This is a genomic window from Defluviicoccus vanus, assembly GCF_014672695.1.
GTDB classification, from domain to species: Bacteria; Pseudomonadota; Alphaproteobacteria; order Rhodospirillales; family Defluviicoccaceae; genus Defluviicoccus; species Defluviicoccus vanus.
Genome location: NZ_CP053923.1, coordinates 3,840,991 through 3,867,415, shown reverse-complemented (window position 1 = coordinate 3,867,415; position 26,425 = coordinate 3,840,991). Strand labels below are relative to the sequence as shown.

Below are 26,425 nucleotides of genomic sequence, written 5' to 3'. Positions count from 1 at the left end.
TCCTCGATCGCGTCTGCGCGCACCGGCTCTGCCCCCAGATCGCCGACAAGATGGTGGCGAGGCCGAAGATGACTCCACTTTTCTTAGCTCTATGCATTAGAAATAGCTCCCCTTGGCGTAGTTACGCAGGCAATAATGGTCGTTTACACCGGCAGATGTGCTTCGCTGTTAGAAAGGACGCGAAGTCCCTGGATAAAGGAGGACAGGTTGTCGCTCCGCAATGGCACAAACGTCGTCGACCGCTTGCGACAGACTCGTTTGGCGCAGGTGCAGGTTTCATGACTGATGCAGTTGATCGGGCAGAAGACGGCATCGCCGTGCCCGAGCAAGGTGTCGAGTTGATCGCCCCGCGCATCGACATTTGCGTCATGATGCAAGAACAGGCCACCGCATCGTTCTACCAGTGATTGGCAATGTGGATCGGCACCCTGCCGACCGCCGATGTAGATGATCCGTCGGCCAGCGAGATCGATGCACTGCGCATCACGTGCCATCACATCAACGGCATTGTTCCCTGTCTGCTTCCCGTCAGCGCGCGGCATCGCGTAGCCGATGGCAGGCTGGGCGCGCAACAGGCTCTCCATCGCCTCGCACTCGGCGGCGATGTCGCGGCAGGCCTGCTCATGANNTCGGCGTTGGCTTGCTGCAGCCGGTGGATGTCGTCGACCAGGTCGGCGATGCGCTGTCGTCGGTCGGCGACCATCTGTTCGGACTGGCTAAGCGCCGCCTGCGCCTCTGCCAGCGCGGCGCGCATCTGGACATAGCCGTCGGCGGCTTCGCAGGCCTGCACCCGGGCGAGCACCTGCTGCAGCCGTTGTTCGAGCAGCGCCTTGGCCGACAAACGGTTGCCTNAGCCCACGGACTTCGGCGGCCTGTTGGCCAAGAAGCCGGCGGTCGTCACGATCTTGATCGACGAGCCGTCGCTTGGTCGCCGCCAGCAACTCGGCGAGCCCGTCCCGCTCGCCTTCCAAGATCATCAGGCGACGGATGTCGGTGCGGTTCGCTGCCCCGACCAGATGCGACAGCATGTGCACCTCGCCGAATGCCCGCATCGTCAGCGTTTCGGCAGCGGTCGGATGGGTCAGCACACTCCAGTAAGGACCGGGGATGTCACCTTCGCGCAGGCTGGTCGCCCAGAGGACCTCCAGGTCTTCGGCGGTGGCAGCGGCAAAGCGGCGAATGGTTTTTGCGTAGCGGCGATCGAGCAGCCGGTGCATGCGTCGCGCCACCAAACCGTCTTCGCCGGCCCAGACAACAAAATTGCCATGGATGTGAAAATCGCTGGCACCTTGTAGCGGTTCGATTTCCAGTTGGCGTTCAAGGCGCCGCAGGTCACCGAGCGAGAGACAGGTTCCCACAATCGAGCAATGCAGGCGGCTATCGATCTCCCATAGGCGACGACGCTTGCCCGTCGGCGTGACCGGCTTCCTGTTACCGCCTTCGCTACACATCGTCGATCCTCCGCTTCCCGTCCCAGCTTTTCGGTTCCGGTGAGGGCGCTGCCGTATCACCGGAACCGCTTTCGTGGTGATGCTGCGTCGTCGTCCGCACCCGCCAGACCACAGATGCCTGGATCAGCAGCTGTGCCAGAAGCTTCGGATCAAGGTTGCGCCAAATAAGCATCGCCGGTCTGCCTTTGCTGAGGAACAGGGCCGTGTCGGCGCGGCAAGAAGGGGGCGGGTTGCCGGGAACATGGTGCGTCATGAGAGCAAATTTGCGCGCCGCTAACTGAGAGTAGTTCTTATTTGCTCTATTAATTACCGTAAATTTCTTATGGCTTCAAGTTGCAAATCATTCGCAACAACTCGCGCAGCGATAGGTGCTGCGTCGATAGCGATTTGAAATAATGTGCTTTATCACGGTAGAAGGCCGCCCCATGGCAGACGCAGAGCAACAATGCGCTCCGCGCAGATCATGCCGCCTTGCTCCGCACCCACATTCCCGTTAGGGTCATAATTGCGATTGCTTCGCACAATCATTAGCGCGGCGACGCTTCGCGGGTGCCGCCTCCGCCGTAGCACAATCCGCCCGGCAGGCAATTCGTGCGGGCGAGGCCGTTGAAGAGGAAATGAAGATGGCAGGACGACTACGGGGACTGTTCGCCTTGCTCGCTGCGATCCTGTTGCCGGCGTTGGCTGCGGCAGCCAGCAACGAGGTCAATATCTATAACTCCCGCCACTACACCACCGACACGCGTCTCTGGGAAGGATTCACTGCAAAGACTGGCATCAAGGTCAACGTGATCAGTGCCGATCATGACCAGTTGATTCAGCGGATCCTGCAGGAGGGAGAGAACAGCCCGGCAGATGTGCTGATCACCGTCGATGCCGGCAGGCTGGTCTTCGCCGCCGACAAGAACATCTTTGCCCCAGTGTCCTCGCCGATACTGGAGAAGACGGTCCCCGCCAATCTACGCGACCCGAAGAATCTGTGGTTTGGCCTCGCCTATCGGGCGCGGATCCTCGTCTATCACAAGGACAGGGTCGTTCCGTCGGAACTGTCCACCTACGAGGCACTCGCCGATCCCGCGTTCAAAGGACGGATCCTGGTCCGCAGCGGTACCAACACCTACAACCTCGGCCTGATGGGCGCCGTGATCGATGCAGACGGCGTCGCCGGGGCGGAGGCCTGGGGCAGAGGCATCGTCACCAACATGGCGCGGCCACCGGAAGGCGGCGACACCGATCAGATCAAGGCGGTTGCGGCGGGTCTGGGTGATGTGGCGCTCTCCAATCATTACTATTTTGCCCGCCTCGCCGGTTCTGCCAACCCCGATGACCAGGCGATCGTCCGCAACCTTCGCGTCTTCTTTCCATCGCTCGACGACCGCGGCACCCACATCAACATCAGTGGTGCCGGCGTTGTCCGCACCGCGAAGAACCGTGATAACGCCATCCGTCTGCTGGAATATCTGCTGAGCCCGGAAGCACAGGCGTATTTCGCCGACGTCGCCTTCGAATATCCCGTCAACGCCGCGGTCCCGCTTAACCCCACCCTCGCCGCATGGGGACCGTTCAAGCAGGACCGGCTCAATCCCGCCGTCTACGCTGCCAACAGCGCCGAAGCGGCGAACATCATGGATCGGGTCGGTTGGAAGTGATCCGGTGATGACCGATCCCCACGCCGCCGCTGTTCCCTCCCTCGCCGATGCGCCCCTGCCAGCGGTCGGCGTCAGCGTTGCGCGCTTGCCGCCGATGACACGGCGTCTGCCAACGGGCCGGGAGGCTATCCGCTTCGCCGTGTGCGCGGCGCTGCTGCTGCTCATCACCACGCCCCTCGTCGCCGTCTTCGCCCAGGGTTTCGCCGCCGCCGACGGCCTGTGGGCGCACCTGCTGCAGACCGTCTTCTGGACCTACGTCAGCAATACGCTGATGCTTTGCCTCGGGGTGGGGCTGATCACCGGTATCGCTGGCACCGGCACCGCTTGGCTCGTCACCATGTTCCGCTTTCCCGGACGACAGCTGTTCGAATGGGCGCTGGTACTGCCACTCGCCATGCCCGCCTATGTTCTCGCCTATGCGTACACCGATCTGCTGCAGTTCACCGGCCCGGTGCAGACGCTGCTGCGCCAGTTGACAGGGGTCCGCTACGGCGAATACTGGTTTCCCCAGGTCCACTCGCTGGGCGGGGCGGTGTTCGTCCTCGGCTTTGCCCTCTACCCTTACGTCTATCTGCTGGCGCGCGCCGCGTTCAACGAGCAGTCGGTCTGCGCGCTGGAGGTCAGTCGCACCCTCGGCTGCTCACCGGCGGCGACACTGTGGCGGGTGGCGCTGCCGCTGGCACGTCCCGCCATCGCCACCGGCGTCACCTTCGCGCTGATGGAAACTCTCGCCGACTTCGGCGCGGTCAAATACTTCGAGGTTCCCACCTACACCACCGGCATCTACCGCGCCTGGTTCGCCACCGCCAACCCGACTGTCGCCTCGCAGCTGGCTTCGGCCCTGCTGCTGTTCGTCTTCGTGGTTTTCGCCGCCGAGCGATTGAGCCGCAGGGCGGGACGCCACCGCCACACATCGAACCGCTATCGGTCGCTTCGCCACGATCGGCTACGCGGCATCGCCGCCGCGGCCGCGATCGTTGCCTGCATCCTACCGCTCGCCTGCGGCTTTGTCCTGCCGGCCGCGACGTTGTTTGCCATGGCGGCGCACAGTGGCGGCGACCTCCTGTCCACGCCCAGGCTGATCGAACTCGCCCGCGATACCGTGCTGCTGGGAGCCATTGCCAGCGTCGTCATCATCACCTGCGCCGTTGTGGCGCTCTATGCGCTGCGTGGCGGCCGCAGTCTACTGGCGCGGCTCGCCGCCATGGTCTGTTCCATCGGCTATGCCACGCCTGGGGTGGTAATCGGCATCGGCATTCTCATTGCCATCGGCGCCCTCGACCGCCTGCTCGCTACCGGGTTGCAGCAGGCCTTCGGGATCTCCGCCGGCATGCTCCTTGGCGGCACCCTGGCGGCGATCACCTACGGTTGCCTCGTCCGCTTCTTCGCCGTCGCCTACGGTCCGCTCGAAGCAGCCATGGCCAAGATCAAGCCATCCTACGAAGACGCCGCCCGCCTGCTTCGCGGCAGTTCCACCAGCGTCTTGCGCCACGTTCACCTGCCGCTGATGCGATCCAGTCTGATGATTGCGGCGCTCATCGTCTGCGTCGATGTGATGAAGGAATTGCCGGCGACGATGATTCTCCGTCCCTTCAACTTCGATACACTGGCAACCGAGGCCTTTCAGCTGGCAACCACCGAACGACTGGATGCCGCCGCCGTGCCCTCGCTGCTCATCGTCGCCGCCGGTCTGCTGCCGGTGATCCTCCTCTGCCGCGAAGTCCGGCGCTCCCGCCCCGGCCAGGGATGACGTCTGGATGGCATCCAACAGCGGCACCGCACCACATTCTGCCGCTAATTGCTTGTCGGTCTGTCCGGTGACTGCAATCATCCGCCGCGCGTGTGCATGACCTCCAGCCATCCAAGCGAATGACTTTACAGGAACTGCGTTACCTCGTTGCCCTGGCTGACCACGGCCATTTCGGCCGTGCGGCGGATGCCTGTCATGTGACGCAGCCGACCCTGAGCACGCAGTTAAAGAAACTGGAGGATGTGCTCGGCGTCACCCTGTTCGAACGCACCAACAAGTCGCTGACCGTCACCCCCATCGGCCGGAAGATCGTCGCTCAGGCGCGTCGCGTCCTAGTTGAAGCCGAGGCCATCATCAACCTCGCACGCGACATGACGGAACCGCTGACCGGCCCCTTCACCCTGGGCGTGATCCCGTCGCTCAATCCCTACCTGCTGCCGTGGCTGGTACCACTGTTGCAGCAGTCTTGTCCGCAGCTGCAACTCACCGTGCAAGAGGACCTGACCGACGGTCTGATCGAGAGCTTGCGCGCGCACCGGATCGATGCCGCGGTGATGGCGCTGCCGCTCCGCTCCGACAGCCTGGAGATACGACCGCTGTTCGACGAGCCCTTCTTCTTCGCCTGCCCGCGCGATCATCCGCTCGCCTCGATGCCCGCCGTCAGCGACGCGGACATGCGCCAGCAGCGGATCCTGCTGTTGACCGATGGTCATTGCCTGCGCGATCAGGCGCTGGCGATCTGCGGCCGCAACGACGGCAGGAGGGACGCCGATTTTCGCGCCACCAGTCTCGAAACGCTGCGCCAAATGGTGGCGGTGGGTATTGGCTGCACCCTGCTGCCGGCGCTTGCCGTCGGCAGGGTGGAGGAACAGCGGTTTGCGGTGCGGCCGCTGGCAACGGCAGCGGCACGGCGGATTGGCCTCGTCTGGCGCCGCGGTTACCCGAAGGGGGACGATCTAGACATGCTTGCGACGCTGATCCGCAATGCCTTGCCCCCTACTGTCCACCGCGCATAAGCCTTATCGATTGACGTTATCAATCCCTACAATCTGAACAATCGATTTCCTTCCAGCGAAGTATTTCGGAATAATAGCCTACGACGAATCGCAAGACGTCGTAGCCGCGACGTCCTTACTTCCGGGGTGTTCCAGAGGCGAATAAGCGCGGGCGGCCTCACCAAGCCGTCACGTGCAACAGACATAAGGATGGACGATGAGTGACAGCAAGAAACTGACGACGAACGCCGGCTGCCCGGTCGCCGATAATCAGAATGTGCTGACTGCCGGCCGGCGCGGCCCGCAGCTGCTGCAGGATGTGTGGTTTCTGGAAAAGCTCGCTCACTTCGACCGTGAAGTGATCCCCGAGCGACGGATGCACGCCAAGGGCTCCGGCGCTTACGGTACGTTTACCGTCACCCACGACATCACGCGATACACTCGCGCCAAGATCTTCGCCGAGATCGGCAAGAAGACCGAGCTGTTCGCCCGCTTTACCACCGTTGCCGGCGAACGCGGCGCCGCCGATGCCGAGCGCGACATCCGCGGCTTCGCGGTGAAGTTCTACACCGACGAGGGCAACTGGGACATGGTCGGCAACAACACGCCGGTCTTCTTCATGCGCGATCCGCTGAAGTTCCCCGACCTCAACCATGCGGTCAAGCGCGACCCGCGCACCAACCTGCGCAGCGCCACGAACAACTGGGACTTCTGGAGCTCGCTGCCGGAAGCGCTTCACCAGGTGACGATCGTCATGAGCGATCGCGGCCTGCCGGCAACCTATCGGCACATGCATGGCTTCGGCAGCCACACCTTCAGCTTCATCAACTCCAGCAACGAACGCCACTGGGTCAAGTTTCACTTCAAGTCGCAGCAGGGCATTAAGAATCTCAGCGACGCTGAAGCCGAAACCGTCGTCGGCAAGGATCGTGAAAGCCACCAGCGCGATCTTTACGAGTCCATCGAGAAGGGCGATTTCCCGCGCTGGACGCTGAAGGTGCAGATCATGCCCGAGGCCGACGCCGCCAAGGTCCCCTACAATCCCTTCGATCTGACCAAGATCTGGCCGCATGCCGATTACCCGCTGATGGAGGTCGGCGTCATGGAATTGAACCGCAACCCGGAGAATTTTTTCGCCGAGGTGGAGCAGTCGGCCTTCAATCCCGCCAACGTCCNNCCCGGCATCGGCTTCTCCNCCGACAAGATGCTGCAGGGCCGGCTGTTTTCCTATGGCGATGCCCAGCGCTACCGGCTCGGCGTCAACCATCACCTGATCCCGGTGAATGCCGCCCGCTGTCCGGTGCACAGCTACCATCGCGACGGGGCGATGCGGGTTGACGGCAACCATGGCTCGACCTTGGGCTACGAGCCGAACAGCTATGGCGAATGGCAGGAGCAGCCGGATTACCGCGAGCCACCGCTCAGCCTCGAAGGCGCTGCCGATCACTGGAACCACCGCGAGGATCCCGACTACTACTCGCAACCAGGCGCACTGTTCCGGCTGATGAGCCCGGCGCAGCAACAGGCACTGTTCGAGAACACCGCACGGTCCATCGGACCGGCACCGCGGGAGATCCAGATCCGCCACATCGGCAACTGTATGAAGGCCGATCCGGCCTACGGTAAGGGCATCGCCGATGCCCTCGGCATTCCGCTGAGCGACATTCCGGCGTAAGCGGCGACAGCACGCGGACGGCAAAGACTGCCGAAGACGAAGGGGCGGGCGTAACAGCGGGGAGATCAGCCGCGGCGTGTACGTCCGCCCATCCACTCCTGACGGCAAGCGCGAAACCACTCAGCCAACCAGCCCCGGGGATCTCCGCGCGCGTTCACCCTGCGCGCACGTATACGAGATTCCTATGCAACGAGCGGCACAAGTCCCTCGCTCCTTAATGCCCATCGTCCGAAAATCCTCGTGAGCAACAACGCTCCGACTTGAGCTCTGCAACACCGACGATGGAACCAGCCATGCTCGACATGACGATGGTCGTTACCGCGATCGCCCTGTTCGTGATCGCCATTCTCTATGCGCTCGGCTGCGAGCGACTGTGAGGACACGATGACGCTCGATTACCTGCTAGGCGGCGCGGTCACCCTCGCCCTGTTTGCCTATCTGCTGATTGCCCTCCTCCGCCCTGAACGGTTTTAGGAGCAGTGCTGCGATGACCACTCTCGGCTGGGTGCAGATCGTTCTCTACGCCCTCATCCTCACCGCCCTGGTGCGGCCGCTCGGCGGCTATATGGTGCACGTGTTCGAAGGCAAGCGAACACCCCTGTCACCGGCATGTGCCCCGGTAGAGCGGCTGATGTATCGGCTTGCCGGCATCGACCGCCGCAGCGAACAGCATTGGGTCACCTACGCTGCTGCGATGCTGCTGTTCAATCTAGCCGGCGTCCTCGCCCTCTATGCGTTGCAGCGGCTGCAGGGTCTGCTACCGTTTAATCCGCAGGACATGCCGGCGGTGCCGCCAGCGCTGGCGCTCAATACCGCCATCAGCTTCGTCACCAACACCAACTGGCAGAACTACGCCGGCGAAGCGACGCTTGGCTATCTCGTGCAGATGGTCGGTCTGACGGTGCAGAACTTCCTCTCGGCGGCCACCGGCATCGCCCTTTCGATCGCCCTGATCCGTGGCTTCGCGCGGAAATCAACGAACACCATCGGCAACTTCTGGGTCGATATCACCCGCTGCACCCTGTACGTGCTGCTGCCGCTGTCGTTCTTTCTCGCCCTGGTTCTGGTGTGGCAGGGCGTACCACAGAACCTGCACGGCTACGTCAACGCCACGACGCTGGAAGGCGCGACGCAGACGATCGCGCAGGGGCCGGTGGCAAGCCAGGTGGCGATCAAGATGCTCGGCACCAACGGTGGCGGCTTCTTCAATGCCAACGCCGCCCATCCGTACGAGAACCCGACAGCGCTCAGCAACCTGATCCAGATGCTGGCAATCTTCGCCATCGGCGCGGCACTGACCAACACTTTCGGGCGGATGGTGGGTGACGAACGCCAGGGCTGGGCCCTCTTCGTCGCGATGATGATCCTGTTCATCGCCGGCGTCGCTGTCTGCTACTGGGCGGAGGCGCATGCCAACCCTGCACTGGCCGCACTCGGCGTCGATCCGGCCGGCGGCAACATGGAGGGCAAGGAGGTCCGCTTCGGCATCGCCCTATCCTCCTTGTTCGCGGTGATCACCACCGCCGCGTCCTGTGGCGCCGTCAACGCCATGCACGACAGCTTCATGCCACTCGGCGGCTTGATCCCCCTGTTCAACATTCAGCTTGGTGAAATCATCGTCGGCGGCGTCGGCGCCGGTCTCTACGGCATGCTGCTGTTCGTCATCATTGCCATCTTCGTCGCTGGCCTGATGGTGGTCGGGCGCACCCCTGAGTACCTCGGCAAGAAGATCGAGGCGAAGGAAGTCAAGATGACGATGCTCGCCATTCTCGTTCTGCCGCTGGCGTATCTCGGCTTGACGGCAATCGCCGTGGTCCTGTCCACCGGCATCGCCAGCATCGCCAATCCCGGCCCTCACGGCTTCTCCGAGGTGCTTTACGCCTATTCGTCGGCGGCCGGTAACAACGGCAGTGCCTTCGCCGGCCTCAATGGCAACACCCTGTTCTACAACCTGACGCTGGCGGTTACGATGTTCGTAGGCCGCTTCCTGATGANNTCGTGCCGATGCTGGCGATCGCCGGCACCATGGCGATGAAGAAGGCCGCACCGCCGTCGGCTGGGACGTTCCCGACGCACGGNNCGCGCTGTTCGTAGGCCTCCTTGTCGGCGTCATCCTCATCGTCGGCGGGCTCACCGTCTTCCCGGCACTCGCCCTCGGGCCGATCGCCGAGCACGTCTCGCTGCAGAGCGGCATCTCTACTGAACGGACCATGCCTCGATGAATGACATGACCAGCAAACATGAGGTTGCGGCGGGCGGCGCGCTTGCCGCCACCCGCAAGCGGGACAAGGCAGCCGGGATGGCGCTGCTCGATGCGGCGATCCTGGTACCGGCGATCGGCGATGCGTTCCGCAAGCTCGATCCGCGCCGCCTCGCGCGCAACCCGGTGATGTTCGTCGTCGGCGTCGTCTCCTTGCTGACGACGGTGCTGTTCGTCGCCGACCTCGTTCACGGCAGCGGCAACCTTCTCTTCTCCGGCCAGATCATCGCCTGGCTCTGGGTGACCGTGCTGTTCGCCAATTTCGCCGAAGCGGTCGCCGAGGGACGCGGCAAGGCACAGGCCGCCACCTTGCGCCGGACGCGCACCGAGGCAATGGCGAAGGTGCTGACCACGCCGGAGGGCCGCGCGTGGCGGGAGATTTCGGCGCTCGACCTGAAGGCCGGCAACGTCGTGCTGGTGGAAGCCGGCGACCTGATCCCCAGCGACGGCGAGGTGATCGAAGGCGTCGCCTCGGTCAACGAGGCGGCGATTACCGGCGAGTCGGCGCCGGTCATCCGCGAGAGCGGCGGCGACCGCTCGGCAGTGACCGGCGGTACGCAGGTGATCTCCGACTGGATCAAGGTGCGGATCACCGCCGCGCCGGGGTCCACTTTCCTCGACCGGATGATCGCCCTCGTCGAAGGCGCGCAGCGGCAGAAGACGCCGAACGAGATCGCCCTCAACATCCTGCTTGCCGGGATGACGCTGATCTTCCTGTTCGCCACGGTGACGATCCCCAGCTACGCCAGCTACGCCGGCGGCTCGGTGCCGGTCATCGTCCTCGTCGCCCTGTTCGTCACCCTGATCCCGACCACCATCGGCGCCCTGCTGTCGGCGATCGGCATCGCCGGCATGGACCGGCTGGTCCGCTTCAACGTGCTCGCCATGTCCGGCCGCGCCGTCGAGGCGGCGGGCGACGTCGATACGCTGCTGCTTCTCGACAAGACCGGCACGATCACGCTGGGCAACCGGCACGCCACCGAGTTCATCCCGCTGCCGGGCGTCTCCGAGCGGGAGCTGGCCGACGCGGCGCAACTGTCGTCGCTCGCCGACGAGACGCCGGAGGGCCGCTCGATTGTCGTGCTCGCCAAGGAGAAGTACGGCATCCGCGGCCGCGACATGGCGCCCTTGCACGCCCACCTGGTGCCGTTCACCGCGCAGACGCGGATGAGCGGCATCGACCTCGACGGCAGCTCGATCCGCAAGGGCGCCGCCGAGGCGGTGGTCGCCTGGGTTCGCCAAGTGACCAATAATCCGAACATGCAGATGCCGCGGACGCTGCGCGACGCGGTAGAGAAGGTCGCCAAGGCTGGCGGCACGCCGCTCGTCGTCGCCCGCGACGGCCGCATCCTCGGCGTCGTCTACCTGAAGGACATCGTCAAGGGCGGCATCCGCGAGCGGTTCGGCGAACTGCGGCGCATGGGCATTCGCACCGTGATGATCACCGGCGACAACCCGCTGACCGCCGCCGCCATCGCTGCCGAAGCGGGAGTGGACGACTTCCTCGCCGAGGCGACGCCGGAGGCGAAGCTGGCTCTGATCCGCAAGGAGCAGGCGGAGGGCAAGCTGGTGGCGATGTGCGGCGACGGCACCAACGACGCGCCGGCGCTGGCGCAGGCCGATGTGGGCGTGGCCATGAACACCGGCACCATGGCGGCGCGCGAGGCCGGCAACATGGTCGATCTCGACAGCGACCCGACGAAGCTCATCGAGATCGTCGCCATCGGCAAGCAGCTGCTGATGACCCGCGGCGCCTTGACGACGTTCTCGATCGCCAACGACGTCGCCAAGTACTTCGCGATAATCCCGGCGATGTTTGTCGCCTTCTATCCGCAGCTCGATGCGCTCAACATCATGCGGCTCGCCAGCCCGCAGAGCGCCATCCTGTCGGCGATCATCTTCAACGCGCTGATCATCGTCGCGCTGATCCCGCTGGCGCTGCGCGGTGTCCCCTACCGGGCGAGCGGCGCCGCGGCGCTGCTCGGCCGCAACCTGTTGATCTACGGGCTGGGCGGCGTCATCGTCCCGTTCGTCGGCATCAAGGCGGTCGATCTCGTCGTTTCCGCCCTCGGACTTGCGTGAGGACCTCCAATGCTAAAGCAAATTCGTCCCGCCCTCATCCTCCTCGTCCTGATGACGCTGCTCACCGGGCTCCTCTATCCCCTCGCCGTCACCGGCGTGGCGCAGGTGCTGATGCCGGCGCAGGCGAACGGCAGCCTGATCAGCCGCAACGGCACGATCGTCGGCTCCGAACTCATCGGCCAGGCATTCGCCAGCCCGCGATATTTCCACGGCCGGCCGTCGGCGGCGGGGAAGGGCTACGACGCCGTGTCCTCCGGGGGCTCGAACCTGGGTCCGACCAGCAAGGCGCTGGTCGATCGGGTGCGAGACGATGTCGCTGCCCTCGGCGTCAAACCCGGCAGCATCCCCGTCGATCTCGTGACCGCATCCGGCAGCGGCCTCGACCCACATATCAGCCCGGAGGCGGCGAAACTGCAGATCGGCCGCGTCGCAAAGGCGCGCGGGCTGCCGGTCGATCGGGTCCGCGCCGCCGTTCACGACGCGACCGAACGCCGGCTGCTCGGCATCATCGGCGAGCCGCGCGTCAACGTCCTGCAGCTTAACCTGGCACTCGACGCCACGAAGTAGCCGCTCGCGCACGGACAGAGGCGGAGTAAACTGGAGGAAATGGCAGCGAATAATTCAACCCGTGACGGACGGCCCTCGCCGGAGGCGCTGCTGGAAGCGGCGCAGCGGGAGGGCCGTGGCCGTCTGAAGATCTTCCTCGGCGCCGCCCCCGGCGTCGGCAAGACCTATGAAATGCTGCAGGCGGCGCAGGCGAAGAAGCAGGAAGGCCTCGATATCGTCGTCGGCGTGGTCGAGACCCATGGCCGGGCGGAGACCGGCGCGCTTCTCCACGGGCTCGAGGTCATTCCGCGGCAGACGGTCGACTACCGCGGGCTGCAACTGGAGGAGATGGACCTCGACGCGGTCCTTGCCCGCCGGCCGCAGCTGGTGCTGGTCGACGAGCTCGCCCACACCAACGCCGAGGGCGTCCGCCACCCGAAGCGCTATCTCGACGTCGAGGAAATCCTCGCCGCCGGGATCGACGTCTATACGACGCTGAACATCCAGCACGTGGAGAGCTTGAACGACGTCGTCGCCCAGATCACCCGCATCCGCGTCCGCGAGACGGTGCCCGACAGCGTTCTCGACGCCGCCGACGACATCGAGGTGGTGGACCTGTCGCCCGGCGACCTGATCCAGCGCCTCCGGGAGGGCAAGGTCTACGTCCCGAAGACAGCGAAGCGTGCGCTCGATCATTATTTTGCTCCCGGCAACTTGACCGCCCTGCGCGAACTTGCGTTACGGCAGACCGCCCAACGGGTGGACGAACAACTGCTCACCCACATGCGTGCGCACGCGATTCGCGGCCCATGGGCAGCCGGGGAACGGGTCGTGGTTTGCATCAACGAGCAGCCGCAAACCGCTGGTCTGGTGCGCCATGCCAAGCGCGTCGCCGACCGGCTGCACGCCCCCTGGACAGCGATCCACATCGAGACCGTGCGAACCCACCAGCTGAGTGAGGCGGCGCGAGACCGCATCGCCGATTGCCAGCGCCTCGCCGAACGTCTCGGCGGCGAGGCGCTCACCTTGCCCGGACATGACATCGCCGAAGAGATCGTCGCCTACGCCCACGCCCATAACGTCACCCAGATCATCATCGGCAAGGCGGTTCGCACCCGATGGTTCGAACTCATGCACGGGTCGGTCGTCCGTAACCTGTTACGACGATCCGGCAACATCGGCGTCCATGTCATCGCCGGCGAGACCGCCACCACCGACAGCACCATCACCCCAAAGACCCTAAGTACCGAAACACCTAAGCGGACGACCAACCCCTCCGCCTATCTCGGCGCCATTGCGATTGTTGCCGCAGCGCTTGGATTGGGATTAATCATCGAACCTTACCTGGGAAATGACAATAATGATTTGATTTTCCTGACGGCAGTCTTCATCGTCGCGGTCAATTTTGGCTTACTGCCTTCCATTACCGCTTCCATATTAAGCATGTTTGCCTATAATTTCTTTTTTCTGCCGCCGCTTTATACCTTAACGATCTACAATCCTTCGCATCTTATTGCTGTTTTTTTTTTCTTTCTAGCAGCTGCCCTTCTTGCCAGCAATCTTGCCGGCCGCGTCCGCGATCAAGTTAGCGCCGCGCGAATGCGAGCGCGCACCACCGAGGCACTGTACGCCTTCAGTCGCAAGATCGCCGGCGTCGCCAGTCTCGACGATCTGTTGTGGGCTGCGGCATTCCAGATGTCGTCGATGCTGAACGTCAATGTGGTGGTGCTGCTGCCGGAAGACGGCAGCCTGCACGTGCGCGCCGGCTATCCGCCGGAAGATCTGCTCGACGATGCCGACTTCGGCGCTGCCTCATGGAGTTGGAACAATAACAAGCCCGCCGGCCGGGGCGCGGAGACGCTGCCAGGCGCTAGGCGGCTGTTCCTGCCTCTCAGGACCAGTCGCGGCCCGGTGGGCGTCGTCGGCCTCGACAGTGAACAACCGGGATCGCTGCTGACACCGGACGAGCGGCGGCTGCTCGATGCCCTCCTCGATCAGACGGCGGTGGCGGTTGAACGGGTGCGCCTCGCCGAGGACTTCGACAAGCGACAGGTGCTGGCGGAGACGGAGCGGCTGCGCGCCGCCCTTCTCAACTCCATCTCCCACGACCTAAGCACGCCGCTGGCGGCGATCCTCGGCGCCGCCACCTCACTGCAACAATACGAAGAGCTCTACGACGCCCAGACGCGCCGGGATCTGGTCGGAACCATCCGCGATGAAGCCGAGCGGTTGCGTCGGTTCGTTCACAATCTGCTGGACATGACCCGGCTGGAGTCGGGCGCGCTTGAGCTCAACCGGGAGATGATCGATATCGGCGAGGTGATCGGCGCGGCGATCGAGCGATGCAGCCGCATCCTCGAACATCACCGCCTCGACATGCACATCGAGCCGGAGCTGCCAATGCTCGAATTGATCCGGTCCTCTTCGAGCAGGCCCTGGTCAACATCTTCGACAACGCGGCGAAATACGCGCCGGCCGGATCAACGGTGACCATCGATGCCAGTTGCGCACATGACGCGATAACGGTTTCGGTGTTGGATGAGGGGCCGGGCATTCCGCTGGCCGAAATCGATCGCATCTTCGAGAAGTTTCGTCGGCTGCGGCTGGGCGATCGCCAGCGCGCCGGCACCGGCCTCGGCCTCGCCGTCTGTCGCGGTTTCATCGAGGCGCTCGGCGGCAGCATCCGCGCCGCCAATCGGCCAGACCGCTCGGGTGCGGTGTTCACCATCATCTTCCCGCGCACCGACGCTGCTGACGTGCCGGTGACGGGTTCGGCGGCATGAGCGACGATGGCCCGTTAATCCTCGTCATCGACGACGAGCCACCGATCCGCCGCCTGCTGCGCACCAGTCTTGTCGTTCAGGGCTTCCGCATCATTGAGGCCGAGAGCGCGGCGGGAGCGTTGCAGCGGCTGGGCGAACGCCCTGACCTGCTGATCCTGGACCTGGGACTGCCGGACATGGACGGCATCGAGCTGATCCGCCGCATTCGCAAGATTGCCAAGGCGCCGATCGTCGTCCTGTCGAGCCGCGGTGACGAGCGCGGCAAGGTGGACGCCCTCGACCTCGGCGCCGACGACTACGTCACCAAGCCCTTCGGCATGGCGGAATTGGTGGCGCGCATCCGCACTGCGCTTCGTCATCGAGTCCAGGCGGAAGGCGGCGAACCGCTGTTCCGCAGCGGCACGCTTGGCGTCGATCTCGTTCGCCGCCGGGTCACCGTCAACGATGCTGAAGTCAAGCTGTCGCCGAAGGAGTATGACATCCTGCGCCTGTTGGTGATCCATGCCGGCAAGGTGCTGACGCATCGGATGATCATGCAGGAGGTATGGGGCGCGGCTGGCGACGTACAGTACTTGCGCATCTATATTCGGCAGTTGCGGCGGAAGCTGGAAGCCAACCCCGAGCGGCCGCGCCATATTCTCACCGAAACCGGCGTCGGCTATCGACTGCAGGTATTGGAATAGCCCTTTGTTCCATCGCGTTCATTGTCCTGGTTGCAGGCAGGCTTCGGCCATGGATGACGTCAGGAGCGCCGCCAGGAGGAGGGATGTTGCCGATCGTTACCCGCTTCGCCCCTAGCCCCACCGGCGACCTGCACCTGGGCCATGCCTACGCGGCGTGGTTCGCCTTCACCACGGCGATGCGAGCGCACGGACGTTTCCTTGTCCGCATCGAAGACATCGACCTCGGACGCTGTCGCGACGATTTCATTGACCGTAATCTGCAGGATCTGCATTGGCTCGGACTGCGCTGGGAGGAGCCGGTGCTGCGCCAGTCGGCACGCATGGCGCACTACCAGGCGGCGGCCCTCGATCGCCTGGTGGGCCTCGGCGTCACCTACCCCTGTCTGTGCACCCGCAAGCAAATCCGCGCCGAGATCGAGGCCGCCAACGGCGCCGCGCAAGGCGGCGACGCGACGCGCAGCATCTATCCGGGACTGTGCCGCCAGCGCGACCGCAACGAGACCGCGCAGCTGATTGCCGGCGGTGCCTCCTACGCGATCCGCCTGGATGCAGCGCGAGCCCTCGCCCACACTGGCGATCTTGTCTGGCGCGATGCGGTGCGCGGCAACCAGCCGGTCCGCCTCAGCGACCACGGCGACGTGGTGATCGCTCGCAAGAAGATGGCCACCAGTTACCATCTGGCGGTGGTGATCGACGATGCGGCGCAGGGCGTTACTCTCGTCACCCGCGGCGAGGATCTGTTCGCGGCAACCCACGTCCATCGGTTGCTCTACGCCCTGCTCGGCCTTGAGGCGCCGCAATGGCTGCATCATCGGCTTTGCTGCGATGCGTCGGGACGGCGCCTCGCCAAGCGCAGTCAGGACCTCAGCATCCGCACACTGCGCGACCGCGGACTGACGCCGGCAGAGGTCCTCGCCATGGCCGAGGCAGCGGTAACCCGCGGTAGCGAACAGCCGATGCCCGCGCCCTGCCCGCCGTGTACTGACGCCTAAGAGGCCGGACGAAAGGCGATCTCGGTGCTGAGTGGATGTGAGTCCGCTTCCGCTGCCGACCACTCCCACATGGACCCGGCGTAGGTCCTGACTTGATAACCCAAATCATGCAGGACGGCGGTAAACCAGGCGGAGCGTACCCCGCCGGTACAGTAGGCGATCACTTCCACATCGTCGGTAATGCCGCGGCTGGTGAGAAGCGCGCGAATCTGCGCCTCAGGCAGCAGCCGTCCGTTGGCCCCCAGCAACTCGCGATAATACACGTGCTTGGCGCCGGGAAGATGGCCGCCGCGCGTCTCGCCATAAGGGACGGCCCCGGCAAACTCGCGCGGCTCGCGAACGTCGACAAAGACTCCGTCCTCCGTATCGAGCCGGTCGCGGACCGTCTCGATGGTGGTGAGCCACCGCTCGTTGCGGTTGACGACGAAATCGCCCGCACCGGCAACGGTGGGGATGGTGATACTGCCGGACGCCAGCAGCGCATTGATGCCGCCGTCAACCATATACGCCTTTTCGTGACCTAGCGTGTGCAGCATCCAGACGATGCGGCCGTCTTCGCCCCAGCCCTGGCTGTTATCGGCAATGACAACGACGGGGCGATCGGCGCTAACGCCGATCGCTTGTAACCGCTGTGATAACGCATCGTCGTCGTCGAGCAACAGGCCCCGGGACGGCGCATCGGCCTGCGAGAAGGCCTGCCATTGCACCGGTACCGAGCCGGGCAGCGGCTGTACCAAGGCAAGCAAGGGATCACGCGTATCAAGAACGAGGGCGCCACCGCTGATCAACTGGCGCGCAAGCTCAGGCTGGATAATCCAGTTGTCCGGCAGACTGGCCGCCTGCGCATCAGCCGCGGGGCGGTTCGCCGGTTCCGGCATCCAGGCGTAGGCGGCGATAACCAAGGCGGCGAAACCCGCCAGCAGCGCAACGATCGTGCGTCTGAAGACCAGAGGCATCCTGGGAAACCGTGGTTCGAGTGATGGGGACTTACGACGACGCATGTGCTGCTTCGTTCNGTATCAACCTTGGTTGTCGGAACAGTGCAGAAGCCCTGTGGTGGAACGTTGAGCGCCGCATTGAACTTGCTCGACAGATTCTGAAAGGCGATCAGGCCGGTTAGTTCAACGATCGCATCATCATCGAAGTGTTGGCGCAGCCGCACTGTCAACGCGTCATCGACGCTTTGCGTCGAATCCGTCATCCGCTCAGCGTATTCAAGCACCACCCGCTCACGTGCATCGAACAACGGGCTGTTGCGCCAATCGGCGAGCGCCTGCACCTTCGCCAAGGCGACGCCGCGGCGAAGCAAGGTGGCACTGTTGATATCAACACAAAAGCGGCACCAGTTGATCTGCGATATCCGAACCGTCACCAGCGAGCGCAGTGCCGCCGGCAGCGGCGACGATCGCCGATCGAGCGCGCCATAAAGCAAGGCAACGGCGGCAAACAGCAGCGGTGAGCGCCCCCACAAGCGTGCCGGCTCAAGGACAGCACCGTATTTGCGCCGCTGGTTCCAGAAAAAAGGGCGCAGAAACCATGGATAGCGATCAAGCGGTTTCGGCTGCACACGCATCAACGAGACCTCACTTGTGGCACCAGAACTTGCTCTGCCCGTTTGCGCGAGGCCAGCATCGCCGGCACGCCGCCCATATAGCAGACAATAGGCGTTTCAGGCGCAAGATACACTCACGTTCCGGAGAGTGAAAGATCGGGGCTGTACCCTATGGCTGCACTGGACACGCGCCAGCATCCAAGGCGATAGCGTCTCGAGCACCGGTGAAGTACGGTGGTCGCGATGGAAATGCAATTCGCTCAATTCGCTTTCGACCCAGCGCGCGCAAGGCTTACCGTCGTCGCGACCTGCGGTGGCGTTTGCAAGGCAATCGCTATGCCGGGAGCATGTGCTTGAGCCCCGGGGTGGCGCGACTCCTCGCCACCGACGAGTCGCCGGCATGGACGGTGGACAACCCGCATGGTACCGGCCATGCCGTCGTCGTCTGCGATCACGCCGCCAACCGCATTCCGCGCCGCCTCGACTGGCTTGGCCTCGGCGCTGCCGCCCTCGCCAGCCATATCGCCTGGGATCCAGGTGCGCTGCAGGTCGCCCGTCGCCTCGCCCAACTGCTCGATGCGACGCTGGTGGCGAGCGGCTATTCGCGGCTGGTCATCGACTGCAACCGACCATTGGGCAGTAATGAGTTGATTGCCGCCAGCAGTGCCGGTGTGGTCATCCCCGGCAACCAGGGGCTCGACGCAAGTCAGCGCCAAATCCGTATCAGCGAACTGTTTGCCCCTTACCATCGCGCCATTGCCGACGTGCTCGACCACCGCGCCGCCGCCGGACGGCCAAGCCTGATCCTAAGCATCCACAGCTTCACTCCGGTGCTGAACGGCGAGCGCCGCCCCTGGGAGGTGGGATTCGCCTACGGATCCGATTCCCGGCTGGCGCTGCGACTGATCGAAGTGGCGCAGACGAGAGGGCAGCACGTGATCGGCCACAACCAGCCCTATAGTGTCGAAACTGCTTACGACCACACAGTGCCGGTACACGGCGAGCAGCGGGGATTGCCGCACGTGCTGGTGGAGATTCGCCAGGATCTGTTGACCACAACCGGAGCCTGCGCGGCCTGGGCAGCGTGGCTCGCTGCCGTCTACCAGGAAAGCGAGNCCGATGTTCGTCGCTTGATGCGGATCGACCTCATCGGTCCAGACCTTGAAACCAGCGAGGACGTTCGGACCGAAGGTGCTGCTGATTGCCACGTCCGAAGCATCGCGTCCGCGGGCGATCAACACTCTGCCGATGCGGGGNATATTGTTGCGCGCATCGAAGGTATACCAGTGGCCGCCGAGGAAAACCTCGAACCAAGCGGAGAAATCCATCGGCTCGTCCGACAGGGGCACCCCGATATCGCCAAGATAGCCGGTGCAGTAGCGCGCCGGGATGTTGAGGCACCTGCAGAAGGCGACCGCCAGATGCGCGTAATCGCGACAGACGCCCACCCGCTCGTTGTACACCTCCATCGCCGTGCGCGTCGCCCGCGCATGATGATAGCCGAAGGAGATATGCTGGTGCACGAAGTCGCAAACGGCCTGGACCCGCGGCCAGCCGAGTGGCGTTGACGCGAACAGCGACCACGCGATCTCCGACAAGCGGTCTGTTTCGCAATAGCGACTACCCAGCAAATAGACGAGGGTTTCTTCCGGCAGATCCTGCACCTGGTGCTGCAGTGCGTCGGGAACAATAATATCCGTCAGGCCGTTGTCGCGGACGATCGCATCGCTGTAGATGCGGATACGTCCCTGCGGCGCGACGATCCGNGTGCACCAGTTACCAAAACCGTCACGATAAGCGGCGNNGCAGAGAGGGACAGACGGGTCGGTTTGTAGATGGTCGGGAGCGATCAGATCGGAGACGCGGGTATAATGGACGTTCAGCGTCAGGATCATCGGCGTCGGTTGCGGACAGTCGTAAATCAGTTCATAGCCGAGTCGGAGGTACATGCCTCACTCCTTGATGTCTGCCGATGGAATTGGCCGCCCATCCACTGAGCTTGGCCATTGCAACGGGGTCAACTGGCTGAACACACATCGCACGCCTTGGCTCCACTGGCGACTGAGTGCCGCGAAATAGGCATCCCCTTCGTCGAACCGCCGACGCATCCAAATGTTGAGGCTGTCCCGCTGGTAACAGATCAGATCGATCGGCATGCCGACCGAGAGGTTGCTACGCATGGTCGAATCGAACGAGACCAGCACGCACTTCGCCGCATCGGCAAGAGAGGCCGACGGGGTGATCACGCGATCGATGATCGGCTTGCCGTATTTTGTTTCGCCGGTCTGCAGGAAGGGCGTGTCACGCCCCGCCTCGATGAAGTTGCCCTCGGCATAGATACGAAATAGCCGCGACGCCTCGCCGCGGATCTGGCCGCCGACAATGAACGAGGCGTTGAAGCGAATTGCGCTGTCCGCGAGGTACCTGCCGTCGCGACGCTCGATGTCACGCATCGCATCGGCCACCACGTTGGCAACGTCGAACATCGTTTGCGCGTTCCAGAGCGTGAGGGCATCCCCCGCAGCGTCAGCGCGTTGCTTCAGCAGGCTGATGACTGCCTGGGTACCGGCCAGACTCCCGGAGCTTAATAGCACGATCACCCGGTCGCCCGCGCGCTCGAACACCGTCATTTTGCAAAACTTGGCAAAATCGTCTACTTCCGCGTGGGTGCGGGAGTCGGAGGCAAAAATCATGCCGGCATCGAGAATAACGCCAACGCAGTAAGTCATTGTGGCACTCTGCCGGGTTCAGAACCGGCCCCGATCACAACGCAAAAGCGAGCGCCGTTATCAATAAACGCAGAATATGGCACTGATGAAACTTTAAAATTTATCTGCTGCTAGCTCAGTTGGCTTTCCTTGACCACGCGCTCATGACCATCCGCGCTGCTCTTGACGCGATATTGATAATCGTTGGCTTCTGCTGGCAGCAGGCGGACCACCTTGTAGCTGTCTGCAGGCGCCGAATAGGATTTGCTACCCGGTGAATAGCGAACTGTCTGACCAACGGCGAATTTATGCGATTTCATTGTCACCTACACTCTGGGCTATGCCTGCAGCCGCTGTTCCCGTCTTTATTTTACTGGCACGCCTCTCCACCAACGCTTTCGCTTTTCTGGCGGTAGCGGCGCTGGTTCGTGCCTCCAGTTCTGCCGTGATCGACGGCATGAGCGCTGCGGCGGCCGATTGCTGCGCCGGCGTGCCGGCGTTACTTAGACGTTTGGTGTTCCCGTGCAGCGTCGCTAGTTCCGTATCGTTCATCATTGGCAGTTTGGTCGCGATGCCCATCCGTTCCTCCTCAGCGTACGCGCCACCCACCCTTACGCCCGCACCCCCAACAAACCGTGGGAAGTTTCGGGCGCTTGGTGATGCGGCTCCTCAGATGCGTGTACCGGAGGCGAACAATTGCGACGCTATGTCAACAAACGTGTTGACCCAGCCATGTTGCACTTACCGGACGCCATTGATGCAGACGATCGAGCCAACGCGAACTACGCGCTGCGCAGGTTTACCGCCGAGGTTTTGCCCTGCTGCCCGCGCTCGGTGTCGAACTCCACCCGTTGCCCTTCGCCCAGATGACCAAGGCCCGAGCGCTCGACCGCCGAAATGTGAACGAAAACGTCCTTCGATCCGTCGTCCGGTTGGATGAAGCCGTAGCCTTTGACCGAATTGAACCACTTAACCGTACCAGCTGACATTCGTTTGATTCCCTAAGGGTCAGGGCCGGCAAGAGCGCCGGCCCGATCAGCATTCGATTAGGGAAGCACGAAAACCAACGCGACGGGTTGCTGGTGATGACGGGCCGGCCCGAAAAGAACATGATATATCTCCTAAATGGTCCTTATACGCGGCGAATGCAACCACGGCAGCGCCGATTACCGCCACAGGCCAAGCGCTGGGGATGCCCCGCCGCGACGCCCTGCATCACGATCTTGACTTCCGACACGCATCGGCCCACCCTAACCACTGCTGCATAGGCGGCTACAAGCACGCTGGGCGCGTGTATCGCGACTTCTCCAGTTGCGGTCCCGGCAGGTGCTTAGAACGACAGGTTCTTCCGCCTCTGACATGCGAGGCACTCACAAGATCGCTTGCGCGCGTTGCTTTGCGGCTGAGACCGCAGGGAATGTCGTCGCGTGATCATAACTGGATGAGATTCCATATTGCTTTCATTTCTCGACCTCGGCGTCGCCGAACCGATCCGGCGGGCGCTGCTCGCTTCAGGCTATGAACATCCCACCCCTATTCAGCAGCAGACGATTCCGCTGCTGCTCGAAGGTCGCGACGTGCTCGGCGTCGCTCAGACCGGAACCGGCAAGACGGCGGCCTTCACTCTGCCGATCCTGCAGCATTTGGCGGCACCCGGTCGCTCGCGCGGCCGAGGCCCCGCGGCGCTGATTCTGACGCCGACGCGCGAATTGGCAGCGCAGATCGCGCAGGCAATCAAGACCTATGCCAGGCACCTGAAACTCCGCGAAACCGTTGTTTACGGTGGTGTCGGCCAAGGCAGCCAGGTGAAAGCGCTGCAAGCTGGCGTCGATATCCTCGTGGCAACACCGGGACGCCTGCTCGATCTCATTGGCCAGGGCCATGCGCGGATGGACCGGGTTTCCCATCTCGTCCTCGACGAGGCGGACCGGATGCTCGACATGGGCTTCATCGGCGACGTGCGAAGGATTCTTGCCACGCTTCCCACCGAGCGGCAGTCCATGCTGTTTTCGGCGACGATGCCGGAGGAGATCGCCCGGCTCGCCGCCAGCATGTTGCGCAATCCGGAGCGCGTCGAAGTGGCGCCGGCCGGAACGGCGATCGAACTCGTCGACCAGTGCGTCTTCCACGTGACGACGGCGGACAAGCGGCGACTGCTCGGCTCGCTGCTGCAGGATGCAGCCATGTCCCGGGTCATCGTCTTCACCCGGACCAAGCATGGTGCGAATCGGGTGACCGACCAACTGGTGACCAGTGGCGTTGCCGCGGCCGCCATCCATGGCAACAAGTCGCAGACTGCCCGGCAGGCGGCGCTGGAGGATTTCCGCAGCGGTCGTTCCCGCGTCCTCGTCGCCACCGATATCGCCGCCCGCGGCATTGACGTCCGGGCAGTGTCGCACATCATCAACTATGACGTCCCGAACACGCCCGAGACCTACGTCCACCGCATCGGTCGCACCGCGCGCGCCGGCGCCTCGGGGGCGGCGTTCCTGTTCTGCGATGCCACGGAGCGGTCTTACCTGCGCGATATCGAGCGACTTATCCGCCGCAAGATCACCGTCGCCGACACGCCGCGCCTGCCGGCATACGTGCCGGTGCCGCAGCGGCACCGGCCACCCCGGCGGTTGCCGCCGCGGTGATCCCCATCTCGACGGCGGCGACCGCCGGCCGCAAGCGGCCAGCCAGAGCGCGCAGCGGGTCGCGGCGACGGCGGGCAGCGGCGTAACATCTGAGGTTGTGACGCCTCGCCAGCCGCTGGCGGCGGTGTCGTTACACAGGCAGCAGGTGCTCCGTGCACCGTCAGGAGGTAGAGAGCGCATGGCTCGGAAACCCAACTATCGTTTCGATCGCATGGAAAAGGACCGCGTCAAGGCGGCGAAAAAGCCGAGCGATTGAAGGTAAAGCAAGAGCGGTCGTCGAAGCGAGGACAGGATGAGGACGCCACCCCATCCGACGCCGCCGACACTCCCGCCGAGCAGAACCAAGATAACGAAGATAACAAGGAGTAAATCCTGCCGGGCCGGTCTTCCCGCGCTCGGTGCTGAACGGAAGGAAGCCGCTGCATGGCTCGCAAACCCGTCGAGGATAACGTCCGTCGCATCCTAGCTGGCGCTCACAGTGATCCGTTCTCGTACCTCGGCATGCACGAGGACGGGAGCGGTGGTGTTGTTGTGCGTGCCTTTGTTCCCGGCGCCGAGCGGGTCAGTGTCCTCGACGCGACAACCGACCTGGCGGTGGGAGACTTGGCCCGCATCCACCCCGATGGCGTGTTCGAAGGCCGCATCCGCCGTCCAGGAGGGCGATTTGCTTATCGCCTGCGGGTGAGCACGCAGGAAACGGAGTGGACCATCGACGATGCCTACCGGTTCCCGCCGATCCTGGGCGAGATGGACGTCTACCTGATCGCCGAGGGCAAACACCTCCGCCTCGACGAAAAGCTAGGCGCGCGGCCGATGCGGATGGAAGGCGTCGACGGCGTGGGATTCGCCGTCTGGGCACCGAACGCCNACCGCGTCAGCGTCGTCGGCGACTTCAATGACTGGGACGGCCGACGGCATCCGATGCGCTTGCGCGCCGAATGCGGTGTCTGGGAAATCTTTGTGCCGGGTTTGGCCGAGGGGATTCTCTACAAGTACGAGATCCTGGCCAAGGACGGCAAACTGATGGCGCTGAAGGTGGATCCGTTCGCCTTCTTCTGCGAACAGGCGCCGGGCACCGCGGGCATCGTCTACGACCTCGGCCGCTACCGCTGGAGCGACCGCTCGTGGATGGAGGAAAGAGGCAGCAAAATCCGCACCGACGTTCCGGTCGCCATCTACGAAGTGCACCTGGGATCGTGGCGACGCAGCGTCGAGGGAGATCGCCGTCACCTCACCTACTGGGAGCTCGCGAATACGCTGGTCCCCTATGTCAAGGAGATGGGGTTCACCCACATCGAGGTGTTGCCGATCTCCGAGCACCCCTTCGACGGCTCATGGGGCTATCAGCCGCTCGGCCTCTTCGCCCCCACCAGCCGCTTCGGCCGGCCGGACGAGTTTCGCAACTTCGTCGACCGCTGCCACGAGGCCGGCATCGGCATCATCAACGACTGGGTTCCGGGCCATTTCCCCCGCGACCCGCAGGGTCTCGGCTGGTTCGATGGCACGGCGCTCTACGAGCACGCCGACCCACGCCAGGGCAGCCACACCGACTGGGGCACATTAATCTACAACTACGGCCGCAACGAGGTGGCCGACTTCCTGCTCAACAACGCCCTGTTCTGGCTGGAGGAGTACCACCTGGACGGTTTGCGGGTGGATGCCGTCGCCTCGATGCTCTACCTCGACTACAGCCGCCAGCCGGGCGAGTGGATTCCCAACCGTTACGGCGGGAACGAGAACCTGGAGGCGATCGCCTTCCTGCGCCGGGTCAACGAGCACCTCTATGGCCAATTTCCGAGTGTGTCGACGATCGCCGAGGAGTCGACCTCTTGGCCGATGGTCTCGCGGCCGGTCTACCTCGGCGGCCTCGGCTTCGGCTACAAGTGGAACATGGGCTGGATGAATGACAGCCTGTCGTACATCAGCCGCGATCCAATCTACCGCAAGTATCATCACGACCAGCTGACGCACAGTCTCACCTATGCGTTCGCCGAAAACTTCGTCCTGCCAATCAGCCACGATGAAGTGGTGCACGGCAAGGGTTCGCTGCTGGCGCGGATGCCGGGCGACCGCTGGCAGAAGTTTGCCAACCTGCGGACTTACCTCGCCTTCATGTACGGGCATCCCGGCAAGAAGCTGCTGTTCATGGGTTGCGAGTTCGCCCAGGAGGCAGAGTGGAACCACAACGCCAGCCTCGACTGGCACCTGCTCGAGGACCCGCTGCATGCCGGCACCCAGCGCTTGGTGCGCGATCTCAACCACCTCTATGCCGAGGTGACGGCACTGCATCAGCTGGATTGCGAGCCGGCCGGCTTCGAATGGATCGACTGCACCGACTGGGAGAAGAGCATCATCTGCTTTCTCCGCAAGGGCCGTGATCCAAGTGATATCGCCGTCGTTGTCTGCAATCTGACACCGGCAGTCCGCGAGCATTACCGGGTCGGCGTCCCTCAGCATGGCGGCTATGCCGAACGCCTGAACACGGATGCGGCGATCTACGGCGGCAGCAACGTCGGCAACGCCGGTTTAATCGTCGCCGATGCGATTGCCTGCCACGGCAGACCGTTTTCGCTCGACATGACACTGCCGCCGCTGGCGACGCTCATCTTCGTTCCACGCAAGTGAGGTTGGTGGCCGCGGCGCCGTGCCTCTTGGTGTGC

General features: G+C 63.7%; 20 protein-coding genes and 4 pseudogenes. 15 read left to right on the top strand and 9 right to left on the bottom strand.

The genetic code is table 11. The annotated features are described in order from the left end of the window. Positions 1-143: 143 nt before the first annotated feature. Both HQ394_RS17645 and HQ394_RS17635 read right to left on the bottom strand, forming a co-directional pair. Complete coding sequence (locus HQ394_RS17645; protein ID WP_190261289.1) at positions 144-584, bottom strand: DUF2325 domain-containing protein; 441 nt, start codon at positions 582-584, stop codon at positions 144-146. Between the two features lie 859 nt (positions 585-1,443). Then, positions 1,444-1,623 (bottom strand): hypothetical protein, encoded by a 180-nt coding sequence (locus tag HQ394_RS17635; RefSeq protein WP_190261287.1) that lies wholly within the window; start codon positions 1,621-1,623, stop codon positions 1,444-1,446. Positions 1,624-2,074: 451 nt separating this feature from the next. Here HQ394_RS17635 and HQ394_RS17630 point away from each other — a divergent pair, with 451 nt between their 5' ends. The 12 genes and pseudogenes from HQ394_RS17630 to gluQRS all read left to right on the top strand — a co-directional run bounded on the left by HQ394_RS17630 (position 2,075) and on the right by gluQRS (position 16,866). Beyond that, positions 2,075-3,100, top strand: coding sequence for a Fe(3+) ABC transporter substrate-binding protein (locus HQ394_RS17630; protein ID WP_190261286.1), 1,026 nt, complete (start codon positions 2,075-2,077; stop codon positions 3,098-3,100). Positions 3,101-3,107: 7 nt separating this feature from the next. After that, complete coding sequence (locus HQ394_RS17625; protein WP_190261285.1) at positions 3,108-4,850, top strand: ABC transporter permease; 1,743 nt, start codon at positions 3,108-3,110, stop codon at positions 4,848-4,850. A 119-nt stretch (positions 4,851-4,969) separates the two neighbouring features. After that, the gene (locus HQ394_RS17620) at positions 4,970-5,866 is read left to right on the top strand and encodes a LysR substrate-binding domain-containing protein (RefSeq protein ID WP_190261284.1); all 897 of its coding nucleotides are present in this window, start codon (positions 4,970-4,972) and stop codon (positions 5,864-5,866) included. Positions 5,867-6,062: 196 nt separating this feature from the next. Next, positions 6,063-7,520, top strand: a complete 1,458-nt coding sequence (locus HQ394_RS17615; RefSeq protein WP_190261283.1) for a catalase — start codon at positions 6,063-6,065, stop codon at positions 7,518-7,520. A 384-nt stretch (positions 7,521-7,904) separates the two neighbouring features. Continuing rightward, entirely contained in the window at positions 7,905-7,994 is a 90-nt protein-coding gene (gene kdpF, locus HQ394_RS17610) for a K(+)-transporting ATPase subunit F (protein WP_190261282.1), read from the top strand. A gap of 13 nt (positions 7,995-8,007) precedes the next feature. Further along, positions 8,008-9,742: pseudogene (gene kdpA / locus HQ394_RS17605) on the top strand (potassium-transporting ATPase subunit KdpA). Positions 9,743-9,819: 77 nt separating this feature from the next. Then, a complete protein-coding gene (gene kdpB, locus HQ394_RS17600; protein ID WP_190263389.1) occupies positions 9,820-11,862 on the top strand; it encodes a potassium-transporting ATPase subunit KdpB in 2,043 nt (680 codons plus the stop codon). A 9-nt stretch (positions 11,863-11,871) separates the two neighbouring features. Then, positions 11,872-12,429 carry a potassium-transporting ATPase subunit KdpC gene (gene kdpC / locus HQ394_RS17595; protein WP_190261281.1) on the top strand — a complete coding sequence of 186 codons (558 nt, stop codon included), beginning with the start codon at positions 11,872-11,874 and terminating at the stop codon, positions 12,427-12,429. Between the two features lie 39 nt (positions 12,430-12,468). Continuing rightward, positions 12,469-14,898, top strand: coding sequence for a sensor histidine kinase (locus HQ394_RS17590; protein WP_223291690.1), 2,430 nt, complete (start codon positions 12,469-12,471; stop codon positions 14,896-14,898). Next, positions 14,817-15,191 (top strand): sensor histidine kinase, encoded by a 375-nt coding sequence (locus HQ394_RS20250; protein ID WP_223292133.1) that lies wholly within the window; start codon positions 14,817-14,819, stop codon positions 15,189-15,191. The genes HQ394_RS17590 and HQ394_RS20250 overlap by 82 nt, the downstream gene beginning before the upstream one ends. Further along, complete coding sequence (locus HQ394_RS17585) at positions 15,188-15,874, top strand: response regulator (RefSeq protein ID WP_190261280.1); 687 nt, start codon at positions 15,188-15,190, stop codon at positions 15,872-15,874. The genes HQ394_RS20250 and HQ394_RS17585 overlap by 4 nt, the downstream gene beginning before the upstream one ends. A gap of 83 nt (positions 15,875-15,957) precedes the next feature. Next, entirely contained in the window at positions 15,958-16,866 is a 909-nt protein-coding gene (gluQRS, locus tag HQ394_RS17580; RefSeq protein WP_190261279.1) for a tRNA glutamyl-Q(34) synthetase GluQRS, read from the top strand. Here gluQRS and HQ394_RS17575 read toward each other — a convergent pair. Together HQ394_RS17575 and HQ394_RS21350 are read right to left on the bottom strand one after the other, a co-directional pair. Beyond that, a complete protein-coding gene (locus HQ394_RS17575; RefSeq protein ID WP_223291689.1) occupies positions 16,863-17,822 on the bottom strand; it encodes a sulfurtransferase in 960 nt (319 codons plus the stop codon). The two genes, gluQRS and HQ394_RS17575, sit on opposite strands and share 4 nt — an antisense overlap. A 260-nt stretch (positions 17,823-18,082) precedes the next feature. After that, a pseudogene (locus HQ394_RS21350) lies at positions 18,083-18,439 on the bottom strand (carboxymuconolactone decarboxylase family protein); the annotation flags it as partial. A 326-nt stretch (positions 18,440-18,765) separates the two neighbouring features. On the opposite strand from HQ394_RS21350, the pseudogene HQ394_RS21345 reads away from it, so the two are divergent. Then, a pseudogene (locus HQ394_RS21345) lies at positions 18,766-19,410 on the top strand (N-formylglutamate amidohydrolase); the annotation flags it as partial. 288 nt (positions 19,411-19,698) lie between these two features. On the opposite strand, the pseudogene HQ394_RS21340 reads toward HQ394_RS21345, so the two are convergent. The 5 genes and pseudogenes from HQ394_RS21340 to HQ394_RS17540 all read right to left on the bottom strand — a co-directional run. Then, positions 19,699-20,313: pseudogene (locus HQ394_RS21340) on the bottom strand (transglutaminase-like domain-containing protein); the annotation flags it as partial. A gap of 57 nt (positions 20,314-20,370) precedes the next feature. Beyond that, positions 20,371-21,147: a peptidase gene (locus HQ394_RS17555; protein ID WP_190261276.1), complete on the bottom strand. Its 777-nt coding sequence runs from the start codon at positions 21,145-21,147 to the stop codon at positions 20,371-20,373. Between the two features lie 110 nt (positions 21,148-21,257). After that, complete coding sequence (locus tag HQ394_RS17550; RefSeq protein ID WP_456151455.1) at positions 21,258-21,452, bottom strand: hypothetical protein; 195 nt, start codon at positions 21,450-21,452, stop codon at positions 21,258-21,260. Further along, the gene (locus tag HQ394_RS17545) at positions 21,433-21,705 is read right to left on the bottom strand and encodes a hypothetical protein (protein ID WP_190261274.1); all 273 of its coding nucleotides are present in this window, start codon (positions 21,703-21,705) and stop codon (positions 21,433-21,435) included. Before HQ394_RS17545 ends, HQ394_RS17550 begins: the two co-directional genes overlap by 20 nt. Before the next feature lie 203 nt (positions 21,706-21,908). Beyond that, the gene (locus tag HQ394_RS17540; RefSeq protein WP_190261273.1) at positions 21,909-22,115 is read right to left on the bottom strand and encodes a cold-shock protein; all 207 of its coding nucleotides are present in this window, start codon (positions 22,113-22,115) and stop codon (positions 21,909-21,911) included. A 465-nt stretch (positions 22,116-22,580) separates the two neighbouring features. On the opposite strand from HQ394_RS17540, the gene HQ394_RS17535 reads away from it, so the two are divergent. Further along, positions 22,581-23,765 (top strand): DEAD/DEAH box helicase, encoded by a 1,185-nt coding sequence (locus tag HQ394_RS17535; RefSeq protein ID WP_190261272.1) that lies wholly within the window; start codon positions 22,581-22,583, stop codon positions 23,763-23,765. A gap of 423 nt (positions 23,766-24,188) precedes the next feature. Further along, positions 24,189-26,390: a 1,4-alpha-glucan branching protein GlgB gene (glgB, locus tag HQ394_RS17530; RefSeq protein ID WP_190261271.1), complete on the top strand. Its 2,202-nt coding sequence runs from the start codon at positions 24,189-24,191 to the stop codon at positions 26,388-26,390. Positions 26,391-26,425 lie beyond the last annotated feature (35 nt).

Coding starts and splice junctions, on each gene's coding strand:
- gluQRS (WP_190261279.1), top strand. CDS start 15,958: ATGTTGCCGATCGTTACCCGCTTCGCCCCTAGCCCCACCGGCGACCTG.
- HQ394_RS17585 (WP_190261280.1), top strand. CDS start 15,188: ATGAGCGACGATGGCCCGTTAATCCTCGTCATCGACGACGAGCCACCG.
- HQ394_RS17635 (WP_190261287.1), bottom strand. CDS start 1,623: ATGCTTATTTGGCGCAACCTTGATCCGAAGCTTCTGGCACAGCTGCTG.
- kdpC (WP_190261281.1), top strand. CDS start 11,872: ATGCTAAAGCAAATTCGTCCCGCCCTCATCCTCCTCGTCCTGATGACG.
- HQ394_RS17625 (WP_190261285.1), top strand. CDS start 3,108: ATGACCGATCCCCACGCCGCCGCTGTTCCCTCCCTCGCCGATGCGCCC.
- HQ394_RS17555 (WP_190261276.1), bottom strand. CDS start 21,147: ATGACTTACTGCGTTGGCGTTATTCTCGATGCCGGCATGATTTTTGCC.
- kdpF (WP_190261282.1), top strand. CDS start 7,905: ATGACGCTCGATTACCTGCTAGGCGGCGCGGTCACCCTCGCCCTGTTT.
- HQ394_RS17645 (WP_190261289.1), bottom strand. CDS start 584: ATGGAGAGCCTGTTGCGCGCCCAGCCTGCCATCGGCTACGCGATGCCG.
- HQ394_RS17540 (WP_190261273.1), bottom strand. CDS start 22,115: ATGTCAGCTGGTACGGTTAAGTGGTTCAATTCGGTCAAAGGCTACGGC.
- HQ394_RS17620 (WP_190261284.1), top strand. CDS start 4,970: ATGACTTTACAGGAACTGCGTTACCTCGTTGCCCTGGCTGACCACGGC.
- HQ394_RS17575 (WP_223291689.1), bottom strand. CDS start 17,822: ATGCCTCTGGTCTTCAGACGCACGATCGTTGCGCTGCTGGCGGGTTTC.
- HQ394_RS17590 (WP_223291690.1), top strand. CDS start 12,469: ATGGCAGCGAATAATTCAACCCGTGACGGACGGCCCTCGCCGGAGGCG.
- kdpB (WP_190263389.1), top strand. CDS start 9,820: ATGGCGCTGCTCGATGCGGCGATCCTGGTACCGGCGATCGGCGATGCG.
- HQ394_RS17630 (WP_190261286.1), top strand. CDS start 2,075: ATGGCAGGACGACTACGGGGACTGTTCGCCTTGCTCGCTGCGATCCTG.
- HQ394_RS17545 (WP_190261274.1), bottom strand. CDS start 21,705: ATGGGCATCGCGACCAAACTGCCAATGATGAACGATACGGAACTAGCG.